Origin of the sequence: Bifidobacterium sp. ESL0790, from assembly GCF_029395435.1 — a bacterium.
Lineage (GTDB): Bacteria > Actinomycetota > Actinomycetes > Actinomycetales > Bifidobacteriaceae > Bifidobacterium.
In genome coordinates this window covers 1,155,802-1,168,205 of sequence record NZ_CP113915.1, presented here as the reverse complement: position 1 = coordinate 1,168,205, position 12,404 = coordinate 1,155,802, and the positions used below count along the sequence as shown (strand labels likewise).

Here is a 12,404-nt window from a genome sequence, read left to right as displayed (position 1 = left end):
ATCAGTTGGTTTCCGCGAATCATTGTTCCATCGAGGCTGGTCAGTCCGGCTTCGCCTCGTCGTGCGAGATCAGCTCGGTGAGGTATCTCGCCACCGCTCGCACCGCCGTCATCGTCGCGGCATAATCCATATGCGTCGGCCCGATCGAGCCCACGAACGCCACCGGGGCGTCACGCTTGGTGTTCGAATCGCCTTTGTCCGAGTCAGAGTTCGCGCTGTCGTCTTGGTCGTCTTCCGACGTCGTGCCGCCGCTATGGCCATAACCACTGGAGACCACCGAGGCGTTCATCAGGCCGGGCGTGTGCGTCTCGGAGCCGATGGCCACACCGACCTCGGCGTTCTCCTCGCTCAGCTCGCTCATCAGGCGCATGATGACCACCTGCTCCTCAAGCGCGTCAAAGAGCGGCCTCAGGCTGTCGACGGACTCCTGGCGGGCCAGGCCGGAGGTGCCGGCCATGTACATCTGGCTGGAGCGCTCGTCGTTGGCCATGCGCTCAAGCGTGGAGGCCAACGCTTCGCCGAGCATCTTGACGCTTTTGCTGTCGCGGGTGTTGACGATCGTGCGGATACGTCTGGCGGCCTGCGAAAGCGGCAGGTCAAGGCATTGACGGTTGATGAGCTCTGAGAAATCCGCCAAGGTATGAGAATCTGGGACCAGAGGCGACGAGAGGGTGTGCTGGGCCACCGAGCCAGCGTCGGTGATGACCACGGCCAGCAGCATCGTCGAGGTCAGGGGCACGATCTCGATGCGGCGCAGCTTCGATTTGGAAAGCGCTGGCGAGGAGACCACGGCGACCTGGCCGGTGATGTTGGCCAGCAGGCGGGCGGCGCGCTGCAAGGCGTCCTGCAGGCTCACCGAACCGGAGAGGAAGCTGATGATGCCGCGGCGCTGCGCCTCGCTGAGCGGGACGACGGTGGCCAGGCGGTCGACGAAATAGCGGTAGCCGCGCTCCGTGGGGATGCGGCCGGCCGAGGTATGCGGTTGGATGAGGTAGCCCTCGTTCTCCAAAGCCGACATGTCGGCGCGGATGGTCGCCGAGCTGACGCCGAGGTTGTGGTTGCGGGTAAGCGCGGTCGAGCCGACCGGCTCCTGAGAGCGGATGTAATCCTCCACCACCGCACGCAGTACCAACATACGACGTGATTGCCTCATGCGATTCCTTTCCTGGCCAATGGATTACGTCCCTTGATGTATCCGTGAATATATAAGTATACTCTTGTATTAGCACTCTCCACAAGTGAGTGCTAATCACTTTCCTCTCAGAGGATTTTGGCGCATCGAAATCCGACGATAATCATTGTTAACGTTAACGGAACATATGCATTCAAAAAACGCTTTGAGCATGATTCCTCGTCGTCTACAAAAGCTAGGATTAAAGCGCAATGTTTGGGATTTTAGGGCCTGTCACAAGACGGGTTTCCATGCCCAAAATATTGGAAGGAAAGTAAGAACCTATGACCGATTTCACATGGTCGGATTTGGACGAGCGCGCCGTCAACATGGCGAAGGTACTCTCAGCTGACGCTGTCGAGAGGGCTGGCAGTGGCCACCCGGGCTCCCCCATTTCCTTGGCGCCGATCGCCTACACGCTTTACCAGCATTACATCAAGCACGACCCCAACGATCCCCATTGGGCTGGCCGCGACAGGTTCATCCTTTCGGGCGGCCATGCCTCGCTGACACAGTATGTGCAGCTCTATTTCTCGGGTTACGGGCTCACGCTCGACGACCTCAAGTACTTCCGCGGCGGCGCCGACACCCGCACGCCGGGCCACCCCGAGGTCGGCCTGACCCCGGGCCTCGAGATGACCACCGGCCCGCTCGGCCAGGGTCTCGCCTCCGCCGTCGGCTTCGCCTATGGCCAGCGCTTTGAGCGCGGCCTGCTCGACCCCGACGCGCCTGAGGGCACCTCGCCCTTCGACCACAAGGTCTGGGTCATCTGCGGTGAGGGCGACGTCGAGGAAGGCGTCTCCTCCGAGGCCAGCTCCCTGGCCGGCAACGAGCATCTCGGCAATCTCACCGTGATCTTCGATGCCAACCACATTCAGATCGAGGGCGACACCAAGCTCACCTTCACCGAGGACATCCTCAAGCGTTACGAGGCCTACGGCTGGTACACCGACGAGGTCAGCTTCATCCAGCCCGACGGCTCCTACAAGGAAGACACCGTGGCCCTCGCCGCGGCGCTCGACAAGGCCGCCAAGGTCACCGACCGCCCGAAGTTCATCAAGGTCGACACCCTGATGGCCTGGCCCACCCCGGGCAAGACCAACAACGAGTCGGCCCACGGCTCCAAGCTCGGCCCCGAGGCCGTCGCCGGACTCAAGAAGGCCGTCGGCTTCGACCCGTCGGTCGACTTCCCCATCGACGAGGAGGCCCTGGCCCACGCGCGCAAGGTCGCCGACCGTGGCCTCGAGGCCCACAAGGAGTGGGACGAGAAGTACGCCGCCTGGCGCGACGCCAATCCCGACAAGGCCAAGCTCTACGACCGCATCAAGGCCCACAAGCTGCCCGAAGGCTTCGACGAGGCCATCGACAAGCTCGAGAAAAGCTTCGCCGTCGGCGACAAGAACGCCACCCGCAAGTCCTCCGGCCAGGTGATCAACGCCATCGCCGCCGTGATGCCCGAGATGTGGGGCGGCTCCGCCGACCTCGCCGGCTCCAACAAGACCGACATCGAAGGTGCCTCCACCTTCGGCCCCAAGGCCGACGAGACCCGCACCTGGCCCAAGGCCAGCGAGTATGGCCGCCAGCTGCACTTCGGCGTGCGCGAGTTCGCCATGGGCGCCATCACCAATGGCATCCTGCTCGGCAGCGACACCCGCCCCTACGGCGGCACGTTCTTCCAGTTCTCGGATTACGAGCGTCCGGCCGTGCGTCTGGCCGCGCTGATGAAGATCCCGAACCTCTACGTGTGGACCCACGATTCCGTGGCCCTCGGCGAGGATGGCCCGACCCACCAGCCCATCGAGCACCTCGCGGCCTTCCGCGCCATGCCCGACATGGAGGTCGTGCGTCCGGCCGACGAGTTCGAGACCGCCGAGGCCTACCGCTACTTCTTCGAGAAGAAGAACACGCTGCCCACCGCGATGATTCTCACCCGCCAGGGCGTGCCGACGCTCCCCGAGACCGCCGAGAAGGCGCGTGAGGGCGTGCGCAAGGGCGCCTACGTGCTCGTCGACACTGATGGCGAGCCTGATGTCATCATCATGGCTTCCGGCTCCGAGGTCCAGTGGGCCGTCGAGGGCGCCAAGACGCTCGCCGGCAAGGGCGTGAAGGCCCGCGTGGTCTCCGTGCCGTCCATGGAATGGTTCGAGGAGCAGGACGACGACTACAAGGAGGCCGTGCTTCCCAAGTCTGTTCGTGCCCGTGTCTCCATCGAGGCCGGCGTGGCCCAGCCCTGGTACAAGTACCTCGGCAGCTACGGCAAGCCAATCTCCATCGAGCGTTTCGGCCTGCAGGGCGACGGCGCCCAGAACATGATCGACCTTGGCATCACCGCCGAGCACGTGGTCGAGGCCGCCGAAGCATCCATCGAAGAGGCCCGCGCCTGAGCGTGAGGCTGACTTGGCGCGGTCCATGGATCGGATTCATGAATACATGAACACCACGGGCCGCGCCACCAAATACCAAGCTTTCCAATGATTTTGGAATAAGGAGAAAAATATGACTGAAGCAACACAGCGTACCACCGATTCGGGCGTGTCCATCTGGCTTGACGACCTGGACCGCACCCGCATCGAGTCGGGCAATCTGCAGGATCTCATCGCCAACAAGAACGTCGTCGGCGTGACCACCAACCCCTCCATCTTCCAGAAGGCGCTCTCGCAGGTCGGCCCCTACGACGCGCAGCTCAAGGAGCTGGGCCGCATCAACGTCGATGACGCCGTGCGCGAGCTCACCACCACCGACGTGCGCAACGCCACCGACATCTTCCGCGACGTCGCCGAGAAGAGCGACTACGTCGACGGCCGTGTCTCCATCGAGGTCGACCCCCGTCTGGCGCACGACACCGAGAACACCGAGAAGCAGGCGGAGATCCTGTGGAACAAGGTCAACCGCCCCAACGCGATGATCAAGATTCCGGCGACCCTCGAGGGTCTGCCGGCCATCACCGCCACCCTGGCGAAGGGCATCTCCGTCAACGTCACGCTCATCTTCTCGCTCGAGCGCTACGAGCAGGTCATGGACGCCTTCATCGAGGGCATGGTCCAGGCCGACAAGAACGGCCACGACCTGAAGCACATCGGCTCCGTCGGCTCCTTCTTCGTCTCCCGCGTCGACACCGCGGTCGACAAGCTGCTCGAGCAGAACGGCTCCAGCGAGGCCAAAGCGCTCGAGGGCAAGGCCGCCGTGGCCAACGCCCGCCTCGCCTACAAGATGTGGCAAGACAAGTTCGCTTCCGATCCCCGCTGGCCCGCGCTCGAGGCCAAGGGCGCCAAGAAGCAGCGTCCGCTGTGGGCCTCCACCGGCACCAAGAACGCCGCCTACTCCGACTGCAAGTACGTCGACGAACTCGTCGCCCCCGACGTCGTCAACACCATGCCGGAAAAGACGCTGAACGCCCTCGCCGCCCACGGTGACGGCAAGCCTAGCATCGAAGGCACCTATGAGGAGAGCCAGGCCGTCATGGACAAGCTCGCCGCCCTCGGCATCAACATCAAGGATGTCACCGACCAGCTCGAAGCCGACGGCGTGGCCAAGTTCATCGCCTCCTGGGATTCGGTGCTCGCCGACACCCAGGCCGGAATCGACCGAGTCAATGGCTGATTCCCTTTAACGGGTAGTCGTAGACCCCTGGAATTTGCGTTGTTGCGGACGCTCCTTGGCCGCTCGGCCATGTCTTACGCCGCAACAACGCAAATTCCAGGGGTCTACTCATGCCAAAGGAGACTCTTTCTCACAAGGGCTTTAACAACAATGAGGTTGTTGGTGCTAGCGGGATCCTAATGTGGAGGTGTGCGTTTTCTATCGCTGAATTCAATTCAGCGATAGAAAACGTGCGGGGGTTAGAGGAGCTGGGTGGCCCAGGCTGTTAGGAGGGGCTTTAGGGATGTGGGGTTGTCGATGTGGATGTTGTGGCCGGCGGGGTCGATGACCTTGTAGGTGGCGTTTGGGTAGTGCGGGAGGAGTGCACGCTGGTCCTCGTAACCGACGATTTGGTCCTCTTTGCCGGTGACGATCAGGGTGGGCCCGGTGTAGGTTCCCAGACGTTCTTCGGGGTCGTTGTCAAGCCAATAGCGCTGGCCCAGCCTGGCGTTGGCCTCGCGGTCGCAGAGCTTGGTGCCGGGGAGGATGTAGCGCTGGTAGCGGCGCCAGGCGTCGAAGGACTGGTTGACGCCCATCGTGACGAAATCGATGACCTTGTCTTGCGGAAGACTGTGGGTGAAATCGGGATTGGGCTCACTTACGATATGATCGGCCAAGTGGCGATGCGACATGACCGGATCGACCACGGGCGCGATCAACGCCATGCCGGCGACGCGCTTCGGTTCACGGGACAACGTATCGCGGACTAGCGCGCCGCCCATCGAATTGCCGAGCAGGGCGAAACGGTTGCCGTCGGCCAGGCGGTTCACCTCGTCGTAGAACCAGTCGGCGAGCTCCTGCAAACCACCGACGCCGTTGAGCGCGGGTGTGCGGCCGTAGCCGGGCAGGTCCATGTAGATACGCTGCGTGCCGTCGGGGAAAGCGTCGTCGAGCATCATCAGCGAACGGTGGTCGACGCCCATGCCGTGGGCGATGATGATGGGCAGCCCCTCCCCTTTGACGACCGTGTACGCTTCAGGCTGCGTCATGTTGTACTTCCTTTAATATATGTTTTGAGTTTATGTGGTGGACGGTGTCAATCGTGTGTTTTGGCCAAGTCGGAAACTCACCTGATGCCTCTATAAGATCTTCGCGTCCATTCAATGTCGAAGAATAAAGGCCGTGGATTATTGGTATTCGACCGATACCGCATCCGTTGGTGAATAATTTTTGCAAATATCAAACGACATGAAAAAAATGCGCTTCATGAACCGGCATGAAACGCATTCTTTGAAAGACTAGATACTCACTTGATGAGGTTGAACTTGGTCATCAGACCGAGGGCGATGATGATGGCGACCCAGAGCAGCGCGATGATGACCGTCCAGCGGTTCAGGTTCTTTTCCGCGACGCCCGAGGTGCCGGCGTTCTGGGTGAGGCCGCCGCCGAACATGTCGGAGAGGCCGCCGCCCTTGCCCTTGTGCATGAGGATGAGCAGCGTCAGGAGGACACTGAAAATGACCAGAATGATTTGCAGAACCAGCTTAACGATTGCCATAGTCGACACAGTTGAACCTCCAATGAAAAACTTTCTGGAATTAGTCTAGCGTAAGGTGCCGAGAACGGAACGGTACGTTTGCCGTTGGCTTTCCAAGCGTCCTACACCATTCACTGGTGACAAATCAGGGATGAATACGACGAACGCCAATAATATTCAACGCCCGAAAGAATAGTGCTTCCGTGACACTTTGCCGACGTTCGCGTTCGACCATCAAGCGATTGCCAAACCAGGACGAACGTCTCGCATTCAATCGCACATCCACTCGTGGATTCAATGCCAGTTGGCACAACCGCTTCAGCCCAAATTTATCGCCGGGACGTGACGGTCTTGAGCGTGAGCCTGCAGATCTTGGCCAGCTCGTCGGCGTCGAGCGAGGCGCCACCGATGAGGAACCCGTCGACATCCGGCTGGCTGATGAGCTCGACGGCGTTCTTGGACGATACGGAGCCGCCGTAGAGGATGCGCACGCTCTCCCCCACCTTGCTATCGAAGGTCTTGGTGAGGTCGCTGCGCACGGCGTTGGCCGCGTCCTGCGCGGTCTGCGGGGTGGCCACCAGGCCGGTGCCGATGGCCCAGACGGGCTCGTAGGCAATGATGAGTTTCGAGGCCTCCTCGTCGGAAAGATCGCGCGTGACGTCGTGGACTTGCCCGACGGCGAAATCCAGCTCGATGCCCTTGCGGCGCTCCTCCATGCTTTCGCCGACGCACAGAATCGGCTGCATGCCGGCGGTGAGCACGGCGCGCACCTGGTCAACGATGTTGGCGTCGTCCTCGGGATGGTATTTGCGGCGCTCGGAATGGCCGACGATCACATATTTGCAGCCAAGTTGGGCGAGCATATCGGCGTTGACGTCGCCGGTGAACGCGCCCTGGTTGGTCACCGAGACGGTCTGGGCGCCGTAGTTGATCTTGAGCTTGTCGGCCTCGATGAGCACCTGAACGCTGCGGATCGAGGTGAAGGTGGGCATAAGCGCCACTTCGACTTTTTTGTAGTCGAAATGCGCGTCGCGCAGGAGCCATGCGAGTTTTTGCACGAAATACGTGGCCTCGAGATGATCGAAGTTCATCTTCCAATTGCCTGCCACCAACGGAATACGTGCAGAGGACATTGCTTTCCTTCCCAACCCGGAATCGAGGTTTACCCGCGTCAAGCCGCCGCGACGGCCTTGGCTCGGCGTCGGCGACGGCTTTTCATGAAAAACGCGGACATACCAAACGGCATGTCCGCGAACATTCCTACTACCAGTGTAGCGTACTCAGGCTACGCGCCCTCGCCGCGCCACACCCGCGACATTGTACGAGGCGATTACTCGAGCACTGCCAGGCCGGGGAGCTTCTTGCCCTCGAGGAACTCGAGGGAGGCGCCGCCGCCGGTGGAGATGTGCGAGAAGCCATCCTCCGGGAAGCCGAGGTTGCGCACGGCCGAGGCGGAGTCGCCACCGCCGACGATGGTGAAGGCGCCCTTGGCGGTCGCGTCGACCAGACCCTGGGCCACTGCCCTGGTGCCGGCCTGGAACTGCTCGACCTCGAAGACGCCGGCGGGGCCGTTCCACACGACGGTCTTGGAGTCGACGATCTTGTCGTGGAAGAGCTTCTGGGTCTTGGGGCCGATATCGAGGCCCATCATGTCGGACGGGATCTTGTCGGCGTCCACGACCTTGGGGTTGACCGGGGCGGTGCCGTCGGGGAAGTCCTTGTTGACCACGATGTCGACGGGAAGGATGAGCTCCACACCGTTCTTCTTGGCCTCGTCCATGTAGCCCTTGACGGTCTCGATCTGGTCCTTCTCGAGCAGCGAGGTGCCGACCTCGTAGCCCTTGGCCGCGAGGAAGGTGTAAGCCATGCCGCCGCCGATGAGCAGACGGTCGGCCTTGTCGAGCAGGTTCTTGATGACGCCCAGCTTGTCGGAGACTTTGGAGCCGCCGAGCACGACGGTGAACGGACGCTCCGGGTTCTCGGTGGCGCGGGAGAGGGCCTTGACTTCCTTCTCGATGAGCTTGCCGGCGGCGCTGGGCAGGTCGGCGGCCACATCGTAGTCGGAGCCCTGGGCGCGGTGGACCACGCCGAAGCCGTCGGAGACGAAGACGTCGCCCAGGGCGGCGATCTTCTTGGCGTAGGCGGCGCGCTCGGCGTCGTCCTTGCTGGTCTCTTCGGGGTTGTAGCGCACGTTCTGCAGCAGGACGACGTCGCCGTCGTTCATCGCCGCCACCTTGGCCTTGGCGTCATCGCCGTAGGTGTCGGCGGCCAGCGGAACGTTGATGCCGAGCAGCTCGCCCAGGCGCTTGGCGACCGGGGCCAGCGAGAGCTCCGGGACGACCTTGCCCTTCGGACGGCCGAGGTGGGCCATCAGGATGACCTTGGCACCATCGGCGCGCAGCTGCTTGATGGTCGGCAGGGCGGCGCGGATGCGGCCGTCATCGGTGATGGTGGTTCCCTTGAGCGGAACGTTGAAATCCGCGCGAACCAAGACTTTCTTGCCCTTGAGATCTCCAAGATCCTTCAGTGTCTTCATGGAATTCCTTTCGTCTCATTGTTTCGCCGCCCCACACTACCTGCTTGGGGTGGAAAGCGCGATGAATGATGATGTCTAACAAGTCACATTCTACAGGCATCGACTAACAATAACGCTTGGAAAACCTCGATTTCGGGGATGATTTCCAAGCGTTATGTGAACGTTAACATAGCTTTTCCAGCAATACTGGCCCTATGAAACCGGTCTTTTGCCGGCATATTCATACATGGGAACAGCCGCTCAGGCGTCCTCTTCGGACTTTGCCTTCCGGGCCTTCTCGGTCTTGGTGGCCAGCTGGAGCAGCCTGCGGATGCGGCCGGCGATGGCGTCCTTGGTGATGGGCGGATCGGCCAGACGGCCAAGCTCCTCGAGGCTGGCGTCGGTGTGCTTGAGGCGCAGGTCGCCGGCGGCTTTGAGGTTCGGCGGGATGTCGTCGCCGAGGATTTCGAAGGCGTGGTGCACCTTCTGCGTGGCCTCGGCCGCGGCCTTGGCGCTGCGGCGCATGTTGGCGTCGTCGAAGTTGGCCAGACGGTTGGCTTTGCCGCGGGCCTCGCCGTCAGAACGCTTGCCGGTCCATTCGCGGGCGGAACGCGGGGCGCCCATGAGGTTGAGCATGCGCTCGATGGCGTCGGCGTCACGGAGCGTGATGCGCTCGGAGCTGCGGACCTTGCGGGTCTGGGCGGTGATGCCGAGCCTGCGGGCCGCTCCCTGCAGGGCTGTCGCGGTCTCGTGGGTCGGACAGATGATCTCGAGATAGCTCGCTTTGCCCGGGTCGGAGATGATGCCACGGGCCAGGAAAGCGCCGCGCCATGCGGCCTTGATCTGGGCGATGTTGCCGCTGATCACCTCGGCGGGCAGGCCGGGAACCAGGCGCATGCGACGGTCGAGCAGACCGGTCTGCAGGGCGAGGGCCGTGGCGCCATGCTCGACCAGAAGGTCATAGCGCTGGATGATGCCGGTGGGGGTTTGGCGAGTTACCTTGCTGACCTTGGCCTCGCGCTGGAAATAGTGGGCGATGGTGGAACGAAGCCATTCCGTGGCTTCCAACGAGTCGAACTGGGCGTGGATGACGGCCTTGTGGTTCACCGGACGGAGCCCGCCGCCGAATCGCATCATGGTGGCCGCCTGCGCCATTTTCGCGGCCGGAAGATCCGAATCAAAACTTGCCAGCTCGCTTTTGACGTCGTTGAGAAGAGCCAAAGCCCAACCTCCTACTTCCCGTTCTTCCTAAAGTCCAATGAAACCGTCGGCAGATAAATCTTTCAAGTCTACGGCTATCTGTCATATCGAACGACTTGGACAAGATGCAACAAATCGAAGCCGATTGACTATTTATAGCTAAGATCGAAAAATTTCGACTCAATGCCTCTTGTGGTGTTCAAGTTCGCGGGCCGAGACCGTGACCGAAAGACCATGAGATTGAAGCCGTTGAGCCAACGCTTCGCTCATTGCCACCGAACGATGTTGACCACCCGTGCAACCGACAGCAATAGTAACATAATGCTTATCTTCCTGGGCGTATCCTTTCAAGGCGATGAGGATCACTTTTTCGTAGGCGTCCAGGAAGTCCTGCGCCCCGTCGCTGCCCAGCACGTAGTCGCTCACCGGCTTGTCCGAGCCGTTGAGCTCGCGCAGGCTCGGCACCCAATAGGGGTTCGGCAGAAAGCGGACGTCGGCGACGAAATCGGCGTCGAGCGGAAGGCCGTATTTGAAACCGAAGCTGAAGATGTGCACGGAGACCGTCGAGGGGCCCGCGCCCAGCATGGCCTCATAGAGTTTCGTGGAAAGCTGGTGGATGCTCAGCGACGAGGTGTCAATGACAGTGTCGGCTCGCGCCTTGAGGTTTGAGAGCAGCTCGCGTTCCTCGCGGATACCGTCGATCAGGCGGTTGCCGCGCTGGAGCGGATGCGGGCGACGGACGGACTCGTAGCGGCGCACGAGCTCGCGGTCGTTGGCGTCGAGGAAGAGGATGCGCGTGCGCACGCCCAAGTCGTCCAAGTGGCTCAGGACGGCCGAAAGGTCGTCGAAATACGTGCGGGAGCGTACGTCGATGACGGCGGCCAGACGATGAACCTTGGAACCCGAGGAGGTCATCATGTCGACCAAGGGAATCAGGAGCTTCGGGGGCAGGTTGTCGACGACGTACCAGCCCATGTCCTCCACGCAATCGGCCGCATGCGACCGGCCGGCGCCGCTCATGCCGGTGATCAGCAGCACCTCGAACTGGCTGGCGGGCTCGGGGCGGATCGCCTCGGGGGCTTGATTCGACGGTGTCGCCTTCTTGGCGGAACCACTCTCGTTTGAACTCACAATGCCTCCCGCAGGGCCGTTCTCATGGCTTGTTCCAAACCCTTGAACGAACCCGCCGTATCCGTTTTCCATCTGTCTGCCATACTACTCTCGGCCGTACCTGCGGCGAATAGAGAGTGAGCGCCGGTGGAAGCCGTGATTCGCTGGTTTTTCTGGCTCGAGTTGGCGTCATAGGGTTCGCCCGGTGCACGGATGCCTGTCATCAAGAGCACCTGGTCGATGGCCTGGTAAAGCAGCATCTCCTCGCCACCAATGATGGTGCCACCGAAGGCATTCCATGTCTTCATCAGCTTGGTTGGCCGCGGATCGTAGACCACGTCGAGCAGGGTGCCTGAGATGTGGGCGCCGCTCCCCCGCAACGCATCTTCGAGCTTTTGGGCCGCGTCGTCGGCGCCGAGGCCGGGAATGGTGTTGACGGCGACATCGGCCTCCGGCAGGTAACTCCAAGCCTCCGTCAACGGTGCGGTTTCGAAGGAGAATCGGTCGGCATATTTGCCGGCGAGCTCTTGCAACGCCGTGTTCTTGGACTCGTTGCGGGCGCAGACGGTCACCGAGGAGAGGCCGCCCAATCCGGGCATCTGAAGTTCGGTGAAGGCCGCCAGTGCGGACAGCGCGGTGTTGCCGTTGCCCAGGATCACCGCCTTGAAACCCTTACGGCGATGCCTTGCGTGGGTGGTTTTTTCTTCGCTGCCACCTGTTTGTTTGGAATCTGAGCGTTGCTGGTCGAAGGCGTGGCCAAAAGCGTGTCTGATGCCATCCACGTCCGTGTTATAGAGGCGGATGCCGGGCTTCGCGCCTTCTCCCGCTGACGACCAGTCGAACACTGCTGTGTTGGCCACCTGCAGCGTGGACGACCACTTGTCGCAGGTGGGGCCGTACGGGATGATGGTGCGTTTCAAAGGCATGGTGAGGCTTAGGCCAGACCAGGTGGAGTCCAATTGCTCGAGGAACCCGGCAAGATCGTCCTTGCCGACCTCCGCGCGCGTGTAACTCCAATTCGGCAGGCCAAGAAACTCGTATGCGGCGTTGTGCAGCACCGGCGAAAGCGAGTGCGCGATCGGCTTGCCCAGCACGGCGCATTGATGGGTGGGGCTTGTCATTCGTTGCTCCTTTGAACGTTAGGACACGGGAAAATGATGTTGGGACAAGAAGGTGCCTGACTTGCCATGAAGCGTTGCCTATTAGGCGGTTTCAGGACAATGCCGACCACTGAAAGACCATACCGCGCGAACGAATCAATGAGGGTTCGAGTTCCGTCGAACGCACGTTGA

At 61.6% G+C, this 12,404-nt stretch carries 10 protein-coding genes; 2 read left to right on the top strand and 8 right to left on the bottom strand.

Annotated features, from left to right (window positions below; all coding sequences use genetic code 11):
- Positions 1-40: 40 nt before the first annotated feature.
- Positions 41-1,153, bottom strand: a complete 1,113-nt coding sequence (gene hrcA, locus OZY47_RS04285) for a heat-inducible transcriptional repressor HrcA (protein WP_277177132.1) — start codon at positions 1,151-1,153, stop codon at positions 41-43.
- Positions 1,154-1,455: 302 nt separating this feature from the next.
- On the opposite strand from hrcA, the gene tkt reads away from it, so the two are divergent.
- Together tkt and tal are read left to right on the top strand one after the other, a co-directional pair.
- A complete protein-coding gene (gene tkt / locus OZY47_RS04280; protein ID WP_277177131.1) occupies positions 1,456-3,555 on the top strand; it encodes a transketolase in 2,100 nt (699 codons plus the stop codon).
- Between the two features lie 112 nt (positions 3,556-3,667).
- On the top strand, positions 3,668-4,771 hold the full coding sequence (gene tal / locus OZY47_RS04275) for a transaldolase (protein ID WP_277177130.1): 1,104 nt from the start codon (positions 3,668-3,670) through the stop codon (positions 4,769-4,771).
- A 239-nt stretch (positions 4,772-5,010) separates the two neighbouring features.
- Here the strand turns inward: tal and OZY47_RS04270 are convergent, their stop codons facing one another.
- The 7 genes from OZY47_RS04270 to OZY47_RS04240 all read right to left on the bottom strand — a co-directional run bounded on the left by OZY47_RS04270 (position 5,011) and on the right by OZY47_RS04240 (position 12,233).
- Positions 5,011-5,799 (bottom strand): alpha/beta fold hydrolase, encoded by a 789-nt coding sequence (locus OZY47_RS04270; protein WP_277177129.1) that lies wholly within the window; start codon positions 5,797-5,799, stop codon positions 5,011-5,013.
- Positions 5,800-6,056: 257 nt separating this feature from the next.
- Complete coding sequence (secG, locus tag OZY47_RS04265) at positions 6,057-6,308, bottom strand: preprotein translocase subunit SecG (RefSeq protein ID WP_277168286.1); 252 nt, start codon at positions 6,306-6,308, stop codon at positions 6,057-6,059.
- Between the two features lie 308 nt (positions 6,309-6,616).
- Positions 6,617-7,420 carry a triose-phosphate isomerase gene (tpiA, locus tag OZY47_RS04260; protein ID WP_277177128.1) on the bottom strand — a complete coding sequence of 268 codons (804 nt, stop codon included), beginning with the start codon at positions 7,418-7,420 and terminating at the stop codon, positions 6,617-6,619.
- Positions 7,421-7,617: 197 nt separating this feature from the next.
- Positions 7,618-8,823, bottom strand: a complete 1,206-nt coding sequence (locus OZY47_RS04255; RefSeq protein WP_277177127.1) for a phosphoglycerate kinase — start codon at positions 8,821-8,823, stop codon at positions 7,618-7,620.
- A gap of 240 nt (positions 8,824-9,063) precedes the next feature.
- Complete coding sequence (gene whiA / locus OZY47_RS04250; RefSeq protein ID WP_277177126.1) at positions 9,064-10,023, bottom strand: DNA-binding protein WhiA; 960 nt, start codon at positions 10,021-10,023, stop codon at positions 9,064-9,066.
- A 159-nt stretch (positions 10,024-10,182) separates the two neighbouring features.
- Positions 10,183-11,070: an RNase adapter RapZ gene (rapZ, locus tag OZY47_RS04245; RefSeq protein WP_277179151.1), complete on the bottom strand. Its 888-nt coding sequence runs from the start codon at positions 11,068-11,070 to the stop codon at positions 10,183-10,185.
- 59 nt (positions 11,071-11,129) lie between these two features.
- Positions 11,130-12,233, bottom strand: coding sequence for a shikimate dehydrogenase (locus tag OZY47_RS04240; RefSeq protein WP_277177125.1), 1,104 nt, complete (start codon positions 12,231-12,233; stop codon positions 11,130-11,132).
- Between the last annotated feature and the right edge of the window lie 171 nt (positions 12,234-12,404).